Origin of the sequence: Longibacter salinarum (assembly GCF_002554795.1) — a bacterium.
GTDB lineage: Bacteria > Bacteroidota > Rhodothermia > Rhodothermales > Salinibacteraceae > Longibacter > Longibacter salinarum.
In genome coordinates, this window is sequence record NZ_PDEQ01000005.1 from 175578 (window position 1) to 198100 (window position 22523).

15 protein-coding genes are annotated in these 22523 nt (G+C 57.9%); 7 read left to right on the forward strand and 8 right to left on the reverse strand.

Translation table 11 applies throughout. From position 1 onward, the window contains the following. Nucleotides 1-64 precede the first annotated feature (64 nt). On the forward strand, nucleotides 65-1966 hold the full coding sequence (locus tag CRI94_RS10830; protein WP_098075727.1) for a T9SS type A sorting domain-containing protein: 1902 nt from the start codon (nucleotides 65-67) through the stop codon (nucleotides 1964-1966). Nucleotides 1967-2122: 156 nt separating this feature from the next. Here the strand turns inward: CRI94_RS10830 and CRI94_RS10835 are convergent, their stop codons facing one another. Then, a complete protein-coding gene (locus CRI94_RS10835; RefSeq protein ID WP_098075728.1) occupies nucleotides 2123-2413 on the reverse strand; it encodes a hypothetical protein in 291 nt (96 codons plus the stop codon). Nucleotides 2414-2646: 233 nt separating this feature from the next. Next, nucleotides 2647-2973: a hypothetical protein gene (locus tag CRI94_RS10840; protein ID WP_098075729.1), complete on the reverse strand. Its 327-nt coding sequence runs from the start codon at nucleotides 2971-2973 to the stop codon at nucleotides 2647-2649. A 567-nt stretch (nucleotides 2974-3540) separates the two neighbouring features. On the opposite strand from CRI94_RS10840, the gene CRI94_RS10845 reads away from it, so the two are divergent. Next, nucleotides 3541-6792 (forward strand): TonB-dependent receptor, encoded by a 3252-nt coding sequence (locus CRI94_RS10845; RefSeq protein ID WP_098075730.1) that lies wholly within the window; start codon nucleotides 3541-3543, stop codon nucleotides 6790-6792. Between the two features lie 255 nt (nucleotides 6793-7047). On the opposite strand, the gene accC is transcribed toward CRI94_RS10845, so the two are convergent. After that, nucleotides 7048-8574: an acetyl-CoA carboxylase biotin carboxylase subunit gene (accC, locus tag CRI94_RS10850; protein WP_098075731.1), complete on the reverse strand. Its 1527-nt coding sequence runs from the start codon at nucleotides 8572-8574 to the stop codon at nucleotides 7048-7050. Between the two features lie 221 nt (nucleotides 8575-8795). Here accC and CRI94_RS10855 point away from each other — a divergent pair, with 221 nt between their 5' ends. From CRI94_RS10855 to maoP, 4 genes are all read left to right on the forward strand, one after another. Beyond that, nucleotides 8796-9737 (forward strand): DnaJ C-terminal domain-containing protein, encoded by a 942-nt coding sequence (locus CRI94_RS10855; protein ID WP_098075964.1) that lies wholly within the window; start codon nucleotides 8796-8798, stop codon nucleotides 9735-9737. 630 nt (nucleotides 9738-10367) lie between these two features. Continuing rightward, nucleotides 10368-10964, forward strand: a complete 597-nt coding sequence (locus CRI94_RS10860; protein ID WP_098075966.1) for an AP2 domain-containing protein — start codon at nucleotides 10368-10370, stop codon at nucleotides 10962-10964. A 258-nt stretch (nucleotides 10965-11222) separates the two neighbouring features. Next, a complete protein-coding gene (locus tag CRI94_RS10865) occupies nucleotides 11223-12020 on the forward strand; it encodes an EI24 domain-containing protein (protein ID WP_098075732.1) in 798 nt (265 codons plus the stop codon). 206 nt (nucleotides 12021-12226) lie between these two features. Then, nucleotides 12227-12520: a DUF413 domain-containing protein gene (maoP, locus tag CRI94_RS10870; RefSeq protein WP_179862261.1), complete on the forward strand. Its 294-nt coding sequence runs from the start codon at nucleotides 12227-12229 to the stop codon at nucleotides 12518-12520. Between the two features lie 105 nt (nucleotides 12521-12625). Here the strand turns inward: maoP and typA are convergent, their stop codons facing one another. The 5 genes from typA to CRI94_RS10900 all read right to left on the reverse strand — a co-directional run bounded on the left by typA (nucleotide 12626) and on the right by CRI94_RS10900 (nucleotide 20706). Next, entirely contained in the window at nucleotides 12626-14440 is a 1815-nt protein-coding gene (gene typA, locus CRI94_RS10875) for a translational GTPase TypA (RefSeq protein WP_098075734.1), read from the reverse strand. Between the two features lie 295 nt (nucleotides 14441-14735). Next, the gene (locus CRI94_RS10880) at nucleotides 14736-15431 is read right to left on the reverse strand and encodes a hypothetical protein (RefSeq protein ID WP_098075735.1); all 696 of its coding nucleotides are present in this window, start codon (nucleotides 15429-15431) and stop codon (nucleotides 14736-14738) included. 239 nt (nucleotides 15432-15670) lie between these two features. Further along, the gene (locus CRI94_RS10885; RefSeq protein ID WP_143815370.1) at nucleotides 15671-16375 is read right to left on the reverse strand and encodes a hypothetical protein; all 705 of its coding nucleotides are present in this window, start codon (nucleotides 16373-16375) and stop codon (nucleotides 15671-15673) included. 181 nt (nucleotides 16376-16556) lie between these two features. Further along, the gene (locus CRI94_RS10890; RefSeq protein WP_098075737.1) at nucleotides 16557-19034 is read right to left on the reverse strand and encodes a PAS domain S-box protein; all 2478 of its coding nucleotides are present in this window, start codon (nucleotides 19032-19034) and stop codon (nucleotides 16557-16559) included. Nucleotides 19035-20226: 1192 nt separating this feature from the next. Next, nucleotides 20227-20706 carry a response regulator gene (locus CRI94_RS10900; protein ID WP_143815371.1) on the reverse strand — a complete coding sequence of 160 codons (480 nt, stop codon included), beginning with the start codon at nucleotides 20704-20706 and terminating at the stop codon, nucleotides 20227-20229. Between the two features lie 493 nt (nucleotides 20707-21199). On the opposite strand from CRI94_RS10900, the gene CRI94_RS10905 reads away from it, so the two are divergent. Continuing rightward, a complete protein-coding gene (locus CRI94_RS10905; RefSeq protein ID WP_098075740.1) occupies nucleotides 21200-22519 on the forward strand; it encodes a sensor histidine kinase in 1320 nt (439 codons plus the stop codon). The last annotated feature ends 4 nt before the right edge of the window (nucleotides 22520-22523 follow it).

The following is a 22523-nucleotide window of genomic DNA, read 5'->3' on the forward strand; positions in this document are numbered from 1 at the left end:
TACCTACTTGCACCTATACTGCTGATAAACGTTAATCAAACTAAATTTCAATAAGTTGACTCGTATGAATCCATTTATTATACTTAATTCCATCGCAACATATAATATATGTATTTCATCCATGATAGACTGGTTTAAAGTGTTACTGCTTTTCGTTTTGCTAAGTATCGGTTTGGGGTCGATGCGACTTGCTTCTGCACAGTTAGCCGGTGCAAGGTCCATGAGTACGAGTGACCCGAACCTCAACTCATCGTGGGATTGGACCCAGTGCAGGCGCATCGATATATACGCCACCAGCCGCACCTCGAAATACCAACCTCTTCTGCCGTTTTGTAACAACGACTCACCTGTATTTGTCGATATCACATCAGGCGACGTCGAACCGTCAGACGGCTGGAGATTGATGTATCGAGATTTCGGCACGAGTAGTTCTAGGTCCTCGGAGCCTAGATTCATCCTCTACAATCGCTACACAGGCGAGGTTCGAGTTTTCCTCTTCAACACAAATAGTTCTGGATCGTATTCGCGCGCTCTAGCCTCTGTCAAAATCGATAACGCTGGGAGCAGTCAAAATACTATCCCGCCCTATCAACTTCTCGACTTCTACAACACCAAGGAGGTTGTAGCCCCCATAAACTACGTTAACGAGCGATGGGTTTACTTTACTTTTTTTGCCAAGGACTACATCAAGAATATTGGAGATAGTAAATTTACAGATGCTATTTTCGTGTTTGAGGTTTATGGAATACAGGATACCTCCTTCGACTTTAGTGGCGGCATTACGCTTAATGCTGCATATTCCAATGACGGGAACTCAACCAATTTCTTCAGTAAAGCAGGAAGCCTGCTTAGTGCCATTGGTGGAGAGCCAACAGCAAACTTCATTCGGCAGTTCAAAAATACAGGTGAAGTCGAACCGCCCGAAGATCCGAAAAGCACTAGGAACAGGATTATCGAACTCGCCGCTGCCGGTCTTGAAAGCTATGTTCCTGGAATCGGGCAAGTTGCAGGTGCTATTGGGAGTTTCATTGGCGGAACCTCTAGTTCGCGTCTCACGCAATTAAGTGGAGATATTACACTTAAGGGGACTTCACAGTCGATCCGTAGCAACCTGAATTTCTTCACGAATCGTATCCCTGGCGCGCAGCGATCTAACAACCAAGGCGCTCCGCTATTTGACGATCCTCTTGGCGTGTACTCGTTGTCTGGAGAACCAATTAAGCATGACTTCTCGACAATTTGTTCATACTACTACTGTACCTTTAACCTTGACATCTATGGACAAAGCGTCAGCTTTGACGTCAACTCTCAGCAGTTAGTTGGTAGCAGTAGTGCGACAGTGGATGTGTCGTACGCAATCACGAACGAAATCACAGGTTTCGTCAGGGAAGGAGGGGCTTATCCATCAGATGGGTATACATCAGACCCTACCGACTTCAATATTAGATGTAGCGAAACGTATCAACTCGATGAGTGCAATATCGGGCGCTATAAGAAAGTTGTGCGTGCGACAGTAACCCCAGACCCTCTCCCCTCTCCAGATTTCGTTCCAGTTGAGATTTTCAAAACGACACAAATCGCCGCTGGTAATTACCAGGCGTACGACTCTGGCAATACACAAACGTACAGCAAAAGCCCATCGGCAGATGATTCTTCAGCCCGAACAAAACAAGTTGAAATCAAACGGAAAGGAAACGCTCCGAAACAGACTATGATTGTAGGAAATTTTCCGAATCCCACACAGAGTCGTTCAACGATCGAGTTTAAACTCAGCAATGCAGGGCCTGTACGGATTGACGTATTCGACATGATGGGTCGACGCGTCTACACAGTAACAGACAAATCTTACCCAATAGGAAGCCACCGAGTCTCTGTTGATGTCACTGGCCTGTCTAGCGGCGCATATCTGTATCGACTTCAGACCGAACAGACATCTGACAGTGGTCGGCTGACGGTCATTCGCTAACCGGCACGTTACACTTGTTGGTCACTCAGTTACTACCCATCGGGATCTGTTAGGGCAGCAGTACGCTATTGCTCCTAACGGATCCTTCTGACGCTTCTATGAGTCAATGTGAAGGTACGCGACTGACACTTACCATCGAAGAACCCCACTTCCAAGTCAGAATGCTAGGTCGCGTGGGCACCTGACTTTTATATTGGGGTGATGTACGTTCTGGCAAAAACTGGGGTTGACCACGGCCACCGGGAAGCCCACCGCTGCGAGAGCCGCAGCTACCGCATGCTCCAAGCCGCCGGTTGCCTCCAGCACGAGAAGCTGGGCTGTGGATGGCGTCAGTTGGTCGAGCACATCGTCGATGCCTTCGGGTGTGTACGGGAATCGACCGATCGCCCCGTCCACGGTGACGAGGTCCAGGTAATCCTTGGAGATATCCAGTCCGTAGTATGGCATACCGTATCCGACGGTTGATCCAGAGCGAAGCTCCGGATCGGTTCATGAAAGCCCGTCCTGAACGCCCCTCCTTGTCACCTCCGAGCTCCCCGACATCCGGCGCCGCGGGCTTCATCAACTGTTTGGGCTTCAGTACGGAAGGAGATGCTGCACCCTTGCTCAAAAACGGTCTCAAGGACCCAGGTGTGATCGAGCTACAGCACCGTGTTTAAGATACAAGGTGTGAAAGTTCGTCACGCACTGTCGAGGGTGAGGTCGGCGATAATTTCTTCAAGTTCCAGCATCGCAGCGGTCCCGTCGATCAGGTTGCCGAACTCCAGCAGGTCTCGGTGTCGGTAATGCACGGTCACCGGGCCATTGCCGGTTGTCGCGCTCATCTCCCACACGTCCCCCGGATCTGCCTCCGCTTCTCCGATTGACTGGAAGACGGACTGTACGACGGGCAAATCGTCCTCTGTTAGCAGGAACGGAATGCCGCGAAAGGTGACCTCAATGCGGTCGCAGCAGGCGCAACGAATGGCCGAACCGTGCGCGGTCGTGAATAACGTGGAATCAGACATGCCTCAAGCGATTGTGAGCAGCCAGACGTATGATTATGGGCTTGTGATGTTAATTTAGACTGGTTCTAAACAAAATGCAATCGATTAAAATGAGAGGGGAGCCGACAACCGAGTGCGCCCACGACTTCGGGGGCCAGATCAATGCCCAGGGCCCTCGTCGATTGTAAATGGTACATGGTTGGTTGGATTATCCTCGGTAGGCATCCGGCATAATGCCCAATCCCGAATCTTCAATCCTCAATCCTTAACCCCCAATCCGTCCAACGCGTCCACGATCAAACGCTTCAACGCACAAACGTATCATCGCCTCACATCGAACCGCCCGTTTCGACTGGCCCGTTCATACCCGTCGGATCAGGCGGCGATCGTCTTTTTTACTTCCAAATAAGGTTCATGTCATGTTTTGATAACATGGAAGATTGAAATTACATGGAGTCACATGATTTTTCCTTCTCCTTCCCCTTCACTTCAAGGGATTTGGGCGATTCGACATGTGCGTTACGTGACTGTTGGCTAACTATTACAGCGGAGTAAATAACATCTCACGACGCCTCAAGAATCCACCTTATGAACCTCCGCTACCGATTTCTGGCCTGTCTGGCCATAGCCTGTCTTTGGATGGCACCGTCCGTCCTCGCACAGGGAGTCACCTCCGCCTCTCTCAATGGATTGGTCGTCGACGAAACCGGGGAATCCCTGCCCGGCGCGAACGTCGTCGCCGTTCACGAACCTTCCGGCACACAGTACGGCGTGTCGACCCGCTCTGACGGCCGCTTCGCATTCCCCTCGGTCCGCGTCGGCGGTCCGTACACCGTGACCGTCACTTTTGTCGGCTACGAAAGCGTTCGCAAAACCGGCTTGCAGCTCCGCCTGGGTCAGGAGCGCTCGCTCGAGTTCACGCTCTCGCCCAAGACCGAAGAGATGGACGAAGTCGTCGTATCCGGCGAGTCCGACCCGAATGCCGATCGCGCTGGTGCCGCTACGGCGGTAAATCAAGAGCAGATCGATGCGCTGCCAACGATCAGCCGCTCTACGCAGGACTTCACGCGCCTCACGCCGCAGTCCGACGGACTGAGCTTCGGCGGTCGTAACACGCAGTACAACAACTTCTCCGTCGACGGCTCCATCTTTAACAACCCGTACGGCCTCGACTCGCCCGTGCCCGGCGGCCAGACGAATGCGCAGCCCGTCAGCCTGGACGCGGTGGAGCAGGTACAGGTCTCGATCGCCCCATTCGACGTGCGCGAAGGCGGATTCACCGGTGCCGGCGTGAACACCGTCACCAAGAGCGGGACCAACGAGTTCAAAGGGACCGCCTACTACTTCACGCGCAACGAGAACTTTATCGGCGACCAGGTTGCCGACACCAAACTCTTCGAGTCCGACCTGTCGTTTGGACAGTACGGCGCGAGCCTCGGCGGACCCATCATCGAAGACAAGCTCTTTTTCTTCACGAACGTTGAAATCGTGCGTCGTGATGATCCAGGGTCGACGTTCCGAGCAGCCGCTCCCGGCGTGTCCGGTGCCAATGTGTCTCGCGTGGAAGCCAGCACAATGGACGCGATCCGCGACCGCCTGATCGACGAATTTGGGTACGATCCCGGCACGTACGGTGAAGGTTACAAACTTGCGACCGAGAACGAGAAGTTCCTCGCGAAACTCGACTACAACATCAGTCCGGGCAACACGGCGAGCCTCCGATTCAATTACCTGAATGCGGCCCGCGACCTGAACGCGAACCCGGTGGCCTTCTTCCAGAGGGGGCCGAGCACGACCGCTCTCCCGTTCTCCAATTCCGGTTACACGATCAATAATAAGATCTACTCGATCGTCGGGGAGACGAATCTCACCATCGGAAACCGATTTGCCAACAAAACCATCGTCGGGTTTACCGCCTTCCGAGATAGCCGCGATGCGTTCAGCCCGCGCCCGTTCCCGACCGTGGAGATCGCGCAAGATGGTCAAAACTATACAACAGCCGGCTTTGAGCCGTTTTCTGTCAACAACCTGCTCGATCAAGATGTCATCCAGTTCACGAACAATCTGAGCATCTTTGCCGGCACTCATACGATCACAGCCGGCGTGAACTACGAGCAGTTCATTTTCAATAACTCATTCAACCTGTTTGCCTACGGCAACTTCGCAGCACCGGCACAGGTGGGCGGCACCCGTTTCCTCTCGATCGATGATTTTTTCGACTACACCGATCCAGCGCTCGCCGGTACACGTCCCTGCCTGGACGACGACGGCAACCTGATCCAGTATCCCAACGATCCGGCCATCGGCTCGGACGGTTTTGTTGAGAATCGGAACGCGTGCTACCTCGATCTGAATGGCTTCGCCGACCGCGCGTCTGGTGACTTTGCCCTCGACGAAACCAACGTGGCACAAGCAGCGCTATACGTGCAGGACGAATACCGTCCGACCGAGGACCTGAAGCTCACGGCCGGCCTGCGCGTCGACCTTCCACTCTACTACATGGACATCCCCACGAACCAGGCGATTGCAGACCTGACCTTCCGTAACGGACAGCGCCTTGATACCGGCGACCTGCCGGATGTCGCGCCCCTGCTCTCGCCGCGCCTCGGCGTCAACTGGGACGTGTTCGGTGACCGTAGCACGCAAGTCCGCGGCGGCACCGGTATCTTTACGGGACGCCTTCCGTTCGTCTGGATCGGCAATCAGGTCACAAACCAGGGCTTCGATGCCCCGGGCTGCACAGGTGACGGATGCCTCGGCATCGTGAATGGCCTCGACGAGGACTTCACCTGGCCGCAGGTTTGGAAGACAAACCTCGCGGTCGACCAGCGCCTTCCGGGTGGTGTGATCGCGACGGCTGAGTTTCTCTACAGCAACGACATCAACGCCGTCATCGCGAAGAACATCAACTTGCCGAATTCGACGGGCACGTCCACGCTTGACGGCCGCCCCGTCTTCGGCAACGCAACCGGCGATCCCACGGCGGTCAACTCCCGTGTGCAGGGCGCCTACGTGCTGGACAACAGCGACGAGGGCTACGAAGTCACCTTCACCGGTGAACTCAAGAAGTCGTTCGACTTCGGTCTCGACGCGCAGGCTTCCTACACGTACACGAAGGCGAAAAACAAACTGACGTCGACAGAGATCGCCCAGGTGCTCTTTCAGGGCAACCCGATCGCCGGCGACCCTAACAACCCCGGGCTCGGCTTCTCCGAGTTCGGCCTGAAGCACCGCTTCGTGGCCGCGGCGAATTATCGCTTCGACTACGACTTCGGTGGCTCGGGCGTCGCGACGACGATCGGCATGTTCGCCGAGATCGCCAAGGGCGACCGCTTCAGCTACATCTACGGCGGCGACTTCAACGGCGACGGTGTCGGCAACAACGACCTGCTCTACATCCCGGAGAACCCGGCGAGCGAAATGACGTTCGCGCCGACCTCTTCGATGACGCCCTCCGAGCAGGCCGCAGCCTTCGACGCGTACATCGCCCAGGACGACTACCTGAGCGAAAACCGCGGCTCAATCGCGGAGCGTAACGGCGCGCTGAGCCCGTGGTACTTCAGCATGGATCTTCGCGTCGCACAGGAGTTTCGCCTGAATGTTGGCGACACACCCAACCGCGTCCGCGTCTCCCTGGATATCCTCAACGTCCCGAACCTGCTGAACTCGGACTGGGGCGTGCGAGAGACCGTGCAGAGCAATGCACCCGTCAGCGTCGTCGACAACGATGCCAACGGCCCGGTCTTCCAGTACGTCGGGACGAACAAAACCTTCCAGCCGAATCCGATCCTGGATTCGCGCTGGCGCATGCAGCTGGGCGTCCGCTACATCTTTAACTAGCGGTCCCTGAGAACCACCCGTCGGCCACGAGGCCGATGCAATAACAAACGGCCCGGCGCTGGCAACAGCGACCGGGCCGTTTCTAGGTTGAAGGGTGAAGGTCGAAATGCGAAGTGATGCGTCGTGAGTGGTGTGCGGTGGATTGCATTCTATTCCGAGGGAATAATCCAAACCCCAGTCAACAAGTCCACGTCACAATCGCCAATCCTGAATCCGTAATCCCGAATCGAACGAACCAACACAAAAACACCGTCTTTACAGTTCTCTACGATTTCGCCACGGGCTGCGCGCAGGCGCACCGTCCCCGGTCGCAGCAGCCACTTCCGTCGGCTTGTCGTCGCTCACGGCCTCATACAGCGTCGCAGCGAGGGCGGCCAGGTCATCCTTCGAATCGGCGTCGACCGACAGCGCGTCCGGCGTAAAGTGCTGGTCAACGAAGTGGGTTGAGAACTGCCCACTTCGGAAGGCGTCGTGCTCCATCGCAAATCGACAGAACGGGATCGTCGTCTGAACGCCAGCGACCTCGTACTCGTCGAGCGCACGCACCATCCGGCGGATGGCCGATTCCCGGTCTTTGCCCCAGGATGTGAGCTTCGAGATCATCGGGTCGTAGTGAATCAGGACGTCCCCGCCTTCCTCAACCCCCGAATCGACGCGCACACCGAAGCCGGACGGAGCGGCGTGGCGATGCAGCGGTCCGGGGTCCGGCAGAAAGTTGGATGCCGGATCCTCCGCATACACACGACACTCAACGGAGTGGCCGTGGATCGACAGATCGTCCTGCTGGATGTCCAGTTCGCGCCCTTCTGCGACGCGAATCTGCTGTTCGACGAGATCGATACCCGTGATCCATTCCGTCACCGGGTGCTCCACCTGTAGACGCGTGTTCATCTCCATGAAGTAAAAGTTCGCGTCCGCGTCTACGAGAAACTCGACGGTGCCGGCATTTCGATACCCGCAGGACTTCGCAGCGGCGACGGCGGCTCCTCCCATCTCCTCGCGCAATTCCTCCGACAGAATCGACGACGGCGCTTCCTCGATCACCTTTTGATGACGACGCTGGATCGAGCACTCGCGCTCGAAGAGGTGGATGGTGTTGCCGTGCGCATCCGCCAGAATCTGAAACTCGATGTGACGCGGCTGCTGAATATACTTCTCGATGAACACACGGCCGTCGCCAAACGCTGAGGTGGCCTCGCTCTGTGCCATTTCCATCGAGCGCTTGAACCCTTCCGCCTCCTCCACGACGCGCATGCCTTTCCCACCGCCGCCCGCCGCAGCTTTGATCAGCACCGGATACCCAATCTCTTCCGCCACTCGTGCACCCTCCTCCGCATCGGTCACCGCATCTGTGGTGCCTGGCGCCATCGGCACGCCCGCGTCTTCCATGAGTTGACGCGCCGCCGTCTTATCTCCCATGGCCCGGATGGCCTGTGGCCCCGGCCCGATGAAAATAACGCCCGCCTCCTCACAGGCTTCTGCGAAGTCGGCGTTCTCCGACAGAAAGCCGTAACCGGGATGGATGGCATCTGCGTCGCTGCGCTGCGCGACCTCCAGGATTTTGCTCTGGACCAGATACGACTGGTTCGCCGCGGCGGGCCCGATGTTGTAGGCTTCGTCCGCCATCCGCACGTGGGGCGACGGGCGATCCGGATCAGAGTATACGGCAACCGTCTCAATGCCAAGCTCACGACACGTGCGCATGACACGGACGGCAATCTCGCCGCGATTTGCGACGAGGACCTTGCGAATCTTGCGGGCTTCAACCGGCGAATCAGTCATTTCGTCTCGAACTGCGCAGTGGCATGGATTGTGTTCAAGTAATGGTGACGGGCTTGTATCCCGGAAAGCAGGCCAAGATCGACGATTCGTCTGCAGAATCGGCGGATTTCTGTCGTCGTCTGCTGCATCATTCGTCAGACTGGCAGCCAATCTGGCAGTCTGCACGTTCCAGCCACGCTGGAAAACCTGTTTCTTCGCTCATCAAGGCGTGTCGCACAGATATGCCTCAGACTAAAGACTACTACGACATACTGGGCGTCAGCGAGGACGCAAGCCAGTCGGAGATCAAGAAAGCATATCGCTCCCTCGCACGCAAGCATCATCCGGATCGCAACCCGGATGACGCCGCCGCCGAGGAACGTTTCAAGGAAATTCAGGAAGCGTACTCGGTGCTCTCAGACGAGGAGAAACGCCAGCAGTACGATCAGCGCCGGAAGTTCGGTGGCTTCGGTGGCAATGGCTTCGGCGCGGGACGTGGCGGAGCGGACGTTCGCTTCGAGCAAGGCGACTTCGAGGATATCTTCGGTGGGCGCGGTGGACCTGGCGGCCGTGGCGGCGGCTTCGGAGATATCTTTGAGAGCTTCTTCGGAGGGGGCGGCCGATCTCAGGCCCGAGCCCGCGACCCGTTTCAGCAGCAACGTCGGCAGCAGGCGTCACGAGGACACGACGTTGAAACGACGCTTCGCCTCTCGTTCCGTGAGGCCCTGCAAGGAGGCAAGCGGCAGGTCAAACTGCCGACGGGCGAGACCATCCGTCTAAAGGTGCCGCAGGGTGTGAAGGACGGCTACAAGGTGCGTCTGCGCGGCCGTGGCCAACAAGGGCCCGGCGGGCAGGGCGACCTGTACGTGACGTTCCGCGTTGGCGATCACCCGCGGTTCCACCGCAAAGGCGACGACATCCACCTGACGGAGTCTGTACCCGCGTTCGATGCTATGCTCGGCACCACGCGTCAAATCCCTACTCCCTATGGGCAGAAGATCAAGGTGACCATCCCACCGGGCTCGCAACCGGGAGAAAAACTTCGTCTCAAGGGACAAGGCGTCAAGACCGACAGTGGGCAGGGAGACCTGTACGTCGAGATCGACATCCGCATTCCGGAAGACCTGACCGACAAACAGAAAGAGGCATTGCGTGCAGCTGCCAAGGATGCGGGCGTACTCTAGCGGTGCGCCGTTCGCTCAAACGAAGGCCGTCCGGACTCATCCGGGCGGCTTCTTTTTGTGCCATTGAAATGGAGCAGAAACCCAGAGATTCGCTTTTCCAATTGAGTACCACCCTCGCACAGAGCTTGCTGGACCATTTTACCCGGTTCATCACCACACCGCACGACCGGATTGCATGACCCGTTACTTTCCCTTCCTCGCAGCGCAATCGATTGTTACTGCCTGTAGTTCATCTAAACTCGCAACGGGTCGTGGGCTTTTTTCGCAAACTTGGACACCTTCTAGTCAATCACTTGCATTCACCTTAGCTGCCCCTCATATTTGAGCGGCGTATGCGTCGTACCGCGGACATGTTTACGCGTGTCGGGATCCGCATTCGACGCCTCCTCTCTCTTTCGTGTGCTCATTTGTGTCGGGCACGAACGACGGTCGTCCGGGGCTTCCGCCCTCGCATCATGGGCACTCTGGCCACGGACTGCGAAGCCGCACGTCATCGTTCTCTATTCGGATTGTCTTGCCCGTCTGCACCTGTTCTTTTCTTTCGCCTTCTCGCGCATCCATCGCGCTGGGATAGGCCATGATCTTCTTTTGATCGCTTCTTCCCCGCTACGACACGGCATCTTCTCCACCATGACTGATAAACCCAAGAACGTTTTTCGTATTGACATTGAGCCTACGGACGAGCATCCGGATAGGCATCCGACGCACGGCTGGCAGGTTCGCATCAAACGCCAGAAAAAACAGCACACGAAGTACTTTTCGGACAAACGATTCGGGGGACGCGAGGAGGCACTCTCGAAGGCAGTGGCATACCGGGATGAGTTGCTCGAAACGTTGCCGGATCCAATGGACCCCGTTCGCCGCTCGGCCGAAGCCCGCTCAAAGACCGGCGTGATTGGTCTCAACTTTTGCTGGAAGGATGACGGCAGCGGGACGCCGAAGCCGTACGTTCAGCTGAGCTGGCTGGAAGGCGACGGCACGCGACGCAGCGCGGCCTACTCCGTCCGCAAGTGGAACCTTCGTCGAGCCGTCTGGAAGGCATGCGTCCGGCTTCACAAGGCGCGCGAGGAGCACAACAACGAGGTCGACGAGGTCAACGACATGTTCCAGACCGCGTACCCGAACATCAAAGAGCAGTATGACCTTGGCCCCGACGGCAACGGGGTCTCTGAGGAGGAAATGGAGAAGTCGACAGCCGAACCGGAGGTGGCTTCAATGGATGCGTGAATATACATCTTCGATGGATGAATATACATCTTTGATGTATGAGTGTGCCTCTGCGAGGCATGAGTGTGCCTCAGTGAGGCATGAGTGTGCCTCAGTGAGGCATGACTGTGCATCCTTGATAAGTCCACGTTGTACGTAGCATGCACCGCGCACGTCCTACTGGGATGTGCGCGGTTTTTTGTGGGATCATGTGCTACGTCGTATGTTGACGGCCGCCTCGGTACACCGCTCGATTTTTCTTCCCCTCTCCGTCGCGCTATGTCTTCGCTGGTATCGGATCTTCGTAATGCGCGTTCGGGCACCGTTCTCGTGCAGTGGATGCGGGGACTTTCACTGCCCTTCCGATCCGTCGCTCTGCTCTGGCGACATCGATCGCTCTGGAACTGGGCTGCGGCGCCGGCAATCATCGGTATCCTCCTTTTTACCGGCGTGGCCGTGGCCGCCGTCGCCTACTCCGACGACCTGCTCGCCCTGTGGTGGACTCAGCCGACCTCCGAAGGGCTCTGGGGCGGCATCCTTCTCCTCGGATGGATCATCCTCTATGTGATCTTGATGCTGCTTGGTGTAGCCGGTGCCTACCTGACGGCCCTCCTCCTCGGCGGCATCGTCGCCAGTCCGTTCAACGATGCCCTCTCCATCCGCGCCGAAGACATCCTCACCGGCGATTCGCCTTCTCCCGATGAGGTCTCGATGTGGACCGGTCTCGGACGCTCCCTCGTGAGCACGACGGCTGTGACGGTCGTCTACGTCCTGTGTGCGGTCCCGGTGCTGGCCCTCAACATCATTCCATGGATCGGCCCGCCCGTCGCAGCGGTCCTGCACGCCGGACTTGCGGCGTTCTTTCTCGGCCTCGAGTACGCCGATGTCGCCCTGGCCCGCTACGGACTCCGGTGGAAAGAAAAACTCGATCTGCTCAATCGCCACCGTCCGCTGGCGCTGGGCTTTGGCCTGAGCACGAGCCTGCTGTTCTGGATCCCGCTTCTGAACCTGGTGGTGATGCCTGTCGCCGTCGTTGGAGGGACCGCCCTGGGCCTCGCGCTGCATGAACCGAAATAAGGACGGGGCACTAGGATAAAGACGGCCTCAGATCGTCCGGCCCTCTACATTCCCGATCGCTCCTGAAGAAACCGGGCGGTGTAGTCATTTAGCGCGTGCGGATCCGCGTCAAAATGACGTGGTTTCGCCTGTGCGACTTCGGTGTCCCTGCGGGTCATCACAGTGATACAACGACTCGCGTTCAAATTGACCTCCTCCCTCGTGCCGTGCCTGACTCCAACCACGACACATACCTCGAGCAACGCGGCTTCAAACCGGAATGCAGCCTGCGTATCTTCGACCGGTCCGAGCGACGCGACCTGAAGCGGTACGGCCACTGGTTGCAGGCACTCGCCGATGGCACCATTCAGCCGGAATCGGAGGACCAGGAGCAGTTCGTCGACCTCGTCCATAACGACGAACGCCCGAACCCTGAGGAGGGAACGGGCGCATACTTCGCCGATCTGTGGTGGCGCTATCAACACCGCATCGAATGGGAGAAGGATAAGGCGAAGCACTAAATTCGAAGTGCTAAGTCGTTTGTTGTCGGTCGTTTGTGTTGAGCCAACCGAAAGAGAAATTCGCCCAACATACAAACGTACGAACGCTCAAACGCATCAACGTTGCTACGCTGCCGTATTCGCGCGCTTGCGCTCCTTCGGATCGCGGTGACGCTTGCGCAGACGAAACGACTCCGGCGTGATTTCGATCAGTTCGTCGTCACGGATAAACTCGATCGCTTCCTCCAGCGACATGTCGCGCGGCGGGGCCAGTCGCTCGAGCTCTTCACCGGCAGCGGCCCGCATGTTCGTCAGCTTCTTCTCCTTCGTCATGTTGACATCGAGGTTCTGCGGACGATTGTTTTCGCCCACGATCATGCCTTCGTAAACCCGTTCGCCCGGCGCGACGAAGAACTCGCCCCGATCCTGCAGATTGAGGAGCGCATAGGCTGTCACCTTCCCTTTCCGATCGGCGACGAGAGCCCCGGTGGTGCGATGCGGAATCTCTCCTGCCCACTCGCCAAAGCGCTCGAAGCGATGCGTAAGGAGACCGGTGCCCTTCGTGTCCGTGAGGAACTTGGACCGGTAGCCGATCAAGCCACGGCTCGGCACCTCAAAGACGAGGCGCACTCGCCCACTTTCCTGGTGCTCCATGTGCTGGACCTGCCCCTTCCGTTCGCCGAGGCGCTCCATCACGACGCCGACGTACTCGTCTGGCACGTCGATCTCCGTCCGCTCGTAGGGCTCGTGCTTCGTGCCGTCGATCTGCTTGGTAATAACCTGCGGCATACCGACGCACATCTCATACCCTTCGCGCCGCATCTGCTCGATCAGGATCGCCATCTGCAGCTCGCCGCGGCCGTACACGAGGAGGCGCTCCGGCGTGTTGGTGTCCTCCACACGAATCGCGAGGTTGTTGCGTGCCTCATCGAACAGGCGATCGCGGAGCTGGCGAGATGTGACGTAGTCACCCTCCTGGCCGCTGAACGGACCATCGTTCACGCGGAACTCCATCGACATCGTGGGCTCGTCGACGTGGAGCGGCTCCATCGGCTCCGGATCCTCCGCGGTCGATAGACTCTCGCCGAGACCAATGCCCTCCACCCCGGCGATGGCAACGATGTGGCCGGGACCGGCTTCTTCGGCTTCGACCCGAGACAGGCCCTCGTAGGTAAACAGAGCGGTGACTTCCGCCTGCTCGAAGGAGCCGTCGCGATGGCATAGGCTAATCTTTTGCCGGTTCTTGAGCGTGCCCTGCTCGACGCGCCCGACGGCGACCGGACCGAGGTAGTTGTCACGCTGAACGCTCGTTACAAGCACCTGAAGCGTCTCATCGGCAACCCCCGACGGAGCGGGGACCGTGTCGATGATCGTTTCGAACAGCGGGCGCAGATCCGTGAGCTCGCCATCCGGTTCGGTGGCACACTGTCCCTCCGTCGCGACGGTGTAGAGCACCGGGAAGTTGATCTGCTCCTCCGTTGCACCGAGATCAATGAACAGGTCGTAGATCGCGTCCAGCGTCTCGTCCGGACGTGCATCCTTCCGGTCGATCTTGTTCAGAACCACGATGGCAGGCAAATCCAGCTCCAGCGCTTTTTGCAGAACGAAGCGCGTCTGCGGCAGCGGACCTTCAGCAGCATCCACCAGGAGCATGATCCCGTCGACGAGCCGAAGCGTGCGCTCAACCTCACCGCCGAAGTCGGCGTGCCCCGGCGTGTCGACAACATTGATCTTGAAGTCCTCGTAGCGAAGCGCCGTATTCTTCGCCATGATGGTGATGCCTTTCTCTCGCTCCAGATCCATGGAGTCCATCACGCGCTCCTGGACCTCCTCATTGTCACGAAAGGTACCGCTCTGCCAGAGCATGGCGTCGACCAGCGTGGTTTTGCCGTGATCGACGTGAGCGACAATAGCGATGTCGCGAAGATTCTGTTGCTGCATGGGGACGAGACACGAGGGGCGAAGATTGCGTACAGCCTATGTCAACGTCCGCCCTACTCGATGTTTCCAACCGAGATGCGCGTTTGTTACGAAGATGGCAGGCCAGATCGTGTGGACGGACCGTCCAGGATCGGATGCGTCTACTGTTGAAAGGGCTTATTGGCTATAACAAAACGTGCTTCGATGAGCGAGAGCGAGCGATGCGGCTCAACGCCGAAACCAGTCGGTGCAGCGCCCCGGAGGAAGTGCCCTTGGGGTGCCGCACGCAGTTCCAATGAGGGCTGGTTAGGGCCTCTTAGTTGCGTGGCTTCCTCGTGCGCGTGATGACCGGCATCGCGTCGTCGTACACCAGATCTACGAGTCGGGATGCGAGATCTTCTCGCCGTTCGCCAAAGTTCTCTCGGATCGTTTGATTGTTCAGGCTGACGACCACAGCATCTCCGGCTTCAGCCAGCCTCGGAAACGATAGCAGAGAGGCGAAGGTGTCGATCGTGTTCAGATTTTCCCGGCGGGGCAATCCGCCGTTCATGAGCACGTCTCTGGCGATCGGATTGTCGGTTCGCACCGTGAAGATGGAGATGTCCTCCTCATTTGCATTGGGCGACCGGTAAATGAAGTGTAGCTCCTCGATCGTCTCGATGAAGTCATCCTCGACGACGGCAAACTCATACTGGATAAACACATGCGTCGCGCTGACGAGACCAAGCCCTGCCTCGTACAGGTCGTCCTCCAGTTCGCGGAGCGATTGCGTGGAGTCGCCGGGCTCTCGGCGGACGGTAACCGTGTCACTGGCCGACTCGAACGCCAGGACGAGAGAGTCGAGGAGGGCATATGCGGGCCCGTCCTCCTCGATGGGCTTCAATACCTCCACTCGCTGGCTCCAGCGCTGGGCCTGAGCCGGAAGAGCGGTCGCCCAGAGGACCAATATGCCGGCCACGAGAGCTATGGGCAGCTGTCGGCGGATGCTGATCTCGCGAAAGAATGTTGACATAGTGCGGGGTGGCAATTTGGGTCGGCGTGGAGGGGTGCAGGATAACGATACGTAAACTCACACCGTACCGCGTGCTCGTATCGACCGGAGTGACCGATTCCTTTTTCTTCCCACCACTTCGTCCTATTGCCGCTGACGGTATCATCCTCAGGCGCATGCAAAAAGAATCGGCAGAGAGCGGTCCGCCCTCTGCCGTCTCGACCCGATATGAGGTGAATGATTCCACCCGTGCCATCCACCTATTGTTGATCGGCAAGGATGCGGGTGTGATAGACCTTGTCCTTGTCGTAAATAAACGCTTTAAGTTGGCGCATGAGCACTTTCCGACGCTGATCAAACCCCTCTCGCAGTTTCCGTTCAGCCACGCTGATGACGCGGACATTCTGATCGAGTGCGAGAGAAGGAAAAGAAATCTCATTCACGAAGTAATGGACGGTATCCAGGTTTCGCTCGTCCGGGATCCCCGAATTCCGCAGCACATTCGCAACCAACTCGCGTTCCGCGTCCAGGTAGAGGATCGGAATATCCCCTTCGCCTGAAGACGCCGGTCGGTAGATCAGCTTGATGTCCTGGATCTCCTCGATGAACTCATTGTCGACGACCTCAAACTCGTAGTCGATAAACAGCCGATTCGCGCTGTAGAGACCAACGCCTTCCTCCAGGAGAGAATCCGTCAGCGTCTGGATGTCCATCAACTCTCCCTCCTTGGTGCGCCGCACCTGCAGTGTGTCGCTATTCCGCAGTCGTGCCGCGACCGTATCGATGAATGCGCGAGTCGACTGCCCCGGATTCACGTCCGTCATGACCGTCGCCCGTTGACGCCACTGCTGCGCTTGTGCTGGCTGCAGCGCGCTCATGAGAAAAACACCCATCGCCGCAAACGCGACGATCCGAAAGAACCTCGTGCGGGTCCACTGATGCGTAGCGCGGAGGAAGGATTTCATAACTGATCGTCCATCCGTTCGAAGAATACCGTTCGTGTCCGTTTGTGCGCGGTATTCTTCGCCGACCATGCGGTTTCCCGTCCGCCCAAGTCGTTGAATGACTGTTAGAAATGCTGTGCGCGCTCCGATCCGTTGATTCACAGCACCGGTTGTCTCCGTGCTCCCGCCGCCGGGAACCACATCAAGAGTTCAGAGCCACACCTCCCCGACGCACCGGCCCCGCCGGAAGCTGGATCGTAAAGGTGCTTCCTTCTCCTTTCGTACTTTCCACGTCGATTGTCCCACCCATGAGATCGACCAACCGGCGCACAATCGTCAATCCCAGCCCGCTCCCCTCATGTGAGCGTTCCGTTCCGGTGGACTCCTGTCGGAAGGCGCCAAAAAGTTGAGGGATCGCTGACGGAACCATCCCGATCCCCGTATCCTGAACGACTACAACGACCATGTCATTCTCGGCGCGCACAGAGACGTTGACGCTTCCGCCTCGCTCTGTGAACTTGATCGCATTGTTCACCAGGTTGCCCAATACGCGGAAAAAGGCCATGGCGTCGAGCTGGCCTTCGACTGCATGGTCCGGCATCTCGACATGCAAATCGACTTCTTCCTCCTCGGCCCGAGGCTCCATCAGGGTAATCACCTCGCGGACTTCCTCGATGATGTTTACGGGCTCCGGGTTGAGTTGAAGATTCCCGGCCTCCAAACGCGACAACTGGAGCACGGAGTCGAGCGTCTCCATAAGACGGTGCCCGCTCCGAGAGATGAGGCGGGCAAGCTCATCGTGCGGCGATTGCGCCTCCGTCGCAAGTACATCCGCGAAGCCAAGAATGGCCGTTAGCGGCGTTCGGATCTCGTGACTCATATTCGCAAGGAACGCAGACTTCAGCCGGCTCATCTCTTCCGCCTCCTCCTTGGCTTCGACGAGATCCTCTTGATACTGCTTCTGCCGCATGGCCAGGGCAATCAATCGGCCCACCTCGCGGGCAATGGCGACATCGTCGAAGGTAAAGGCATCCGGTTCATCATGTGCGATATTCAGGGCACCGACCGTGCGATTTTCCACGATCGCGGGAACGGAAATGAAGGACTGAATGCCCATTTTCTCCAATCGATTCAGGAGCGGGGACGACGTCGACAGTGTGTTGAGATCAGACACCCAACCGTCCCGACCGTGCCGAAGGTCATCGTAGGTGTGAAGCCACTCCAACGACAGCACGGTACCCTCATCGATCTCCTCATCACCGGGACTGCGTACGGCCAGCACCTCCGCATACCCTTTCTCTTCATGAAACGCGAGGATGGATGACCGTGTCTGCGAAACTGCGCGGGCGAGCGTATCGAGCGCGACCTGGCAGACGGTTTCAAGATCCGTCGTTTGAAGCGTAGCCTGGCTGATGTCGCTCAGAATTCGTAGTCGCTGGGCCGCAAACCGCAGTACATTCTCCGACTCGACCTGCAATGTCACGTCACGAGAGGATGCTACGTACTCGATTCCCGCATCCGTCTCAGGATCACGAACGAGACGACCGGTCACCTCCAGCCACACGTAGTGCCCATCCTTGTGCAGGAAGCGGACACGCTCCTTGATGCGTGCATCTTCATCAAGGGCACGCCCGATCTGTTGATACAGTCCCAGATCCTCCGGATGCGTGATGTCGATAGCACGCGTCCCCATCAACTCCTCCGGCGTGTAGCCCAGTACGGACTCGACCGAGGGAGAAACGTAGTGGTACGTCGAGTCCATCGCATGGCGCGTGACGATATCGACGGAATGCTCAGCCAGAACGCGATAGAGTTCCTCACTCGCTTCCAGCGCAAACTGCGTCTCCTTGAGGTCTGTGATGTCGACAATGATGTTGTCGTAGAACCGTACATTGGCATCTTCACCGTACGCCGGAAGACTCGTAAGAAGCCCCCAGAACGACGTGCCGTTACGGCGTCGAAAGTGGACCTCCTCCCGATGCAAGAGCCCTTTCTCGCGGCGCTTCTCACGAAGCGTTTTTGCGTGCGAAGGGTTTACCAGTAACTGATCCGCATCGGTCGTACGCAGTGTTTCCGCCGAATACCCGAACAGACTGACCATCCCGGCGTCCGCCGCGAAGACGCCGTGCTCGGAAGTGCTACGATAGCGGCCAACCGTCTGACCAAGATCCCCGACCGTATCGACCGGTTCGCCGACTTCACTCGTTCGCTGGGATGCCCGCTCGACAGAACGATTGGGCCCAACCACCTGCTCCTCCGACGTCTCAATCCGATCGTCATCCCGAGAGACAAACGGAAAAGAGGTCCGCGTCAGAACGAAAACGACGGCGGGCGCCCGCTCGGTCGACGCATTGTGCGTTGATGGCCGGTGTGGATCGAATTCCACCCACTGAAGCGGTCGATTGGGACGCATCAGTCCTCGGATGAAGGAGCCGCTCTCGCCGCTGAACCCAATCGGATCATCGGGGGAAACGGCTCGGCCGTCCGGGCACAAACACGGACCGACCAGCTCGTGCACCGGACGCCCGACGGCCTCTTCCGGTACGCAGCCGAACATGGCGGCCGCTCCATCGCTGCACTCAAGGATACGTCCATCCGACGCACAGACCAGCACACCGTCGGACATGGACGCCACGACGCTATACCAATCGATATCGTCCATCCAAGAACGGCCGTCCATGAGTCACAGCTTCCAGAAGAGGAGACGACGCAGAGATTCGGGAAGGTGCCGCACGATCCTGACCGCGGATTCAACGACCATAGAGTCTTTTCTCACGAATACAAACCCCCGAACGGTCGTCCGTACGGACTTCTTCGGTTGGCTCGGTAATATAGGAGGCCGGCTACTCACATTCATCTCGGTAGCGAGAATAGCGGCCAAGCAGCTTTACAGCGCCTCGGATGGAGCGCGGGAGAAAGGGAGCTCGGGCGGTCCGTACCGTTGGATGGCCGAAGGCTGTCCGGCAAACGGGTTGTGAACGTACAAGAATGGTCATCCTGGACGCCTTCAATTTCCGGGCGTGATCGCGTACGATGACGGTGGAGCGCAATGTATCCAGAGGTCACGCCCCGCGTGGGAGAATCTATCACGTCAATCATGCGGAAAGCCGCACGTCGTACGTGTCCATCCGGCTTGACGGTCACGCGACCCATGTGTATCGTGTACCTGCCTGACGATGTCGTCTACACCGACGGCCACGTAGGGCCTACGGACCGATCTTGCCTTCTTTCTACGTGGTCTTCTGCGGGAGACGAAATGCAAGACCATCCGCCCGAGCCTTTGTTTTGCCATTTCCTCATCAGATGATCTACCGATGATGGCTACGTCCGCTGTGCAACCGATTGCCCCCCCTGATTCAAATCCTGTTTTTTCGGACGCATTTTGGAAGCGCTTCCAGGACGACGAGAAGTTAACCCAATTCGTACCTCTTCTTACCCTCGATTCTGAGGGTACAGTTCAGTCGATAACTCGCTCGGCACGGTCTCTCCTGGAATACGGACCGTCTCAGACCTTTGACCCTTATTTTTTCACGCACGTCCACGGACGCAACTTAAGGCGCGTCATGCAGGACCTCGCGCACATGGTCTGCCAACGGAAACAGCATGCTCGCTGGCTTCTTCGCCTTCGAACGGGGACCGGCCGGTGGCGGTGGTATAGAGCAACGGCCCTGAACCGACTGGACGCCCCGCAAGAACGTGTCTTCGTCCGCCTGGAACGGATTTGACGAACCTCCCAGTGACATTTCAAATGCAAAACGGCGGACCCGGGTCGGATCCGCCGTTTTCTGTTGTGTGGAGGCATCCCGTACTGCGGCCCCAGCCCCCTCCGAGTGCGATGTGCGCAACCGGCGTCGCGGCAATCGCGGAACAGATTAGTCGGCCGGATGAAGTCGCTCAGATGCAGAGATCGAATCTGCCGCGCACGTCGGGGGAACGCGTGGGGAGTCAGCAAAAGAGACATCGCGCTCCATCGGGTGCAGCGCAGGTCGGTTGAGCGTGCCTGCAATCTTGCGCAGACTTGGCAGTAACGATGGAGCTCCGTACGCACGAGAGACGCAAATGTCGGCCCCGGCCTCCTGTGCGACGGAAGGCGTTAGACCAGTCTGAAAGGCGGTTGCCACGAGAATTCGGGCATCCGGACACTGAGAGCGGAGGGCTCGAATCGGGGCATCGCTCGCTCCGGCAAGACCCATCAGCACAATGTCCGGCTTCTTCCTGGACAGATCGTGCATCGCGGACTTGTATGTAGCAGCCGTCCCCACAATGGTTAAATTTGCCATTGGTCCCACAAGAAATCGAAAGCTCTCGCGGACCGCTGGATGCGGCTCAATGATGTAAATCCTGCGCGCCATATTTTCGTCTTCCCGGCATCAGCGCCATAAAATTAGAACTGCGTTCTCCATCCATTTCTCCAAACTCTGTGCCACCAGAGTCGACAACGTGAAGTTACGTACTAGTCGCCATGCAGGCATTGGCGTTTCATCTTGAACCACACCGCCTGAGTAACGCGGTCATTCTTCCCAGACCAGACGGTACGACCCACGAAAATCGTCTTTTGGAGGCGACGAGGACGAATTTGGATTCATCCAGCCCGCGTGAGGTGCATCTCGCCTTCGCCCGAACATGTGTATTTAATGATCAATCTCACACATTATGTGATTTATTGTGATCGCTACCCGAGTACGGGGTGTTGTGTCATCATATCAAACACCGTGTCCGCTAAACACGCATTGTGTGACGCCATCGAAGAGAAGACAATCGATCATGCGCCCGTGGATGATAACGCGCGGATAGCCGACGGTTACACTTGAGTTACTCCCTCTCGCCCTCTGGCTCTCTTTGTCCATGACCGCTCCGCATTCGTCGTCCAGTCCATTCGCTGGTGATGCAACCGTCAGCGAACGCGTACTGCTATTGCTGCCGGGCGTATCTCGAACACCTTCAATCCAATCGACGCTCGATGACGCTAGAATTTCAACGGAGAGCGTCGAGTCCATCGAGGAGTTGTACGCGGAACTACGGCATGGGGCCGGAGCGGTCATCGTAACAGACGAAGCGGTGACGGAACATGCCGTCCAGCTCTTACTGCGCACGCTCAGTCGCCGACCGCCGTGGTCCAATTTGCCGATCATCGTGCTCACCCAGCGGCAGCCTCAGTCGCTTCCCGGGCTGGGCACACTCGACCTGTTCACGTCTGAAACGGGAGGCAACCTGACCGTTCTGGAATACCCGGTGCACCCCGTTACACTCACATCCGTCGTACAGTCCGCGCTCCGCGCCCGAAGACGTCAGTATCAGGTCCGCGATTTACTTGAGTGGTTGGAGGAAAAGAACGCAGCACTCGAAGCCAGCGAGGAGGCCCTGAGAGAAGCGAATCGCACGCTGGAGCAACGGGTCATGCACCGCACAGAGCAGGTCCGCGAGTTGGCCATGGCGGTCACCTCCGCTGAGCAGCGAGAACGCAACCGGATCTCCCACATCCTGCATGACCACCTGCAGCAAATCATCCACAGCGCGAAGATGTGGGCGGAACTGGCTATTTCGGAGCCCGAAACGCGTGATGAGAGCCTTCCGCGTATTGTAAATCTACTCGGCGAAGCGCTCGACACCACGCGGTCTCTCACCGTCGACCTGAACCCGCCAGTGCTCGAAAAAAAGGGACTCGCTGCGGCTCTCCGCTGGTTATCCGACCGGTTCAAAAACCGACATGGTCTCACCGTTCACGTAGAACTCGGCGAGGACGTAGACGTGCCCGACAGCAACATACAGAACCTTCTCTTTCAACTCACGCGCGAGTTGCTCTTCAACGTGGTCAAGCACGCCGGCGTGGAGGAGGCCACCGTTCGCGCCCAAATGATTCCGGCTGGAGACGTGCGCCTTCAGGCGCCGTTGGGGCACGATACAGGTCCTAGGGAGCTACAGACTCAACTGAACGAACATCAACAACACATCCGGATTGTCGTCGAGGATAGAGGGACGGGCTTCGACCCGCAGAGCCAGTCTCCCATCGGACAGGGCCTCGCGAATGTCCGCAAGCGTCTGGAGCTTGCCGGGGGCCACTGCGAAATCGAGACCACTCCCGGCGACGGTACGACCATCACGGTCACGGCACCCGTACAGCAAGCGCGCACCCGATCGGACGCGTCAGCCTCGGAGGAGTCGTAGGCTC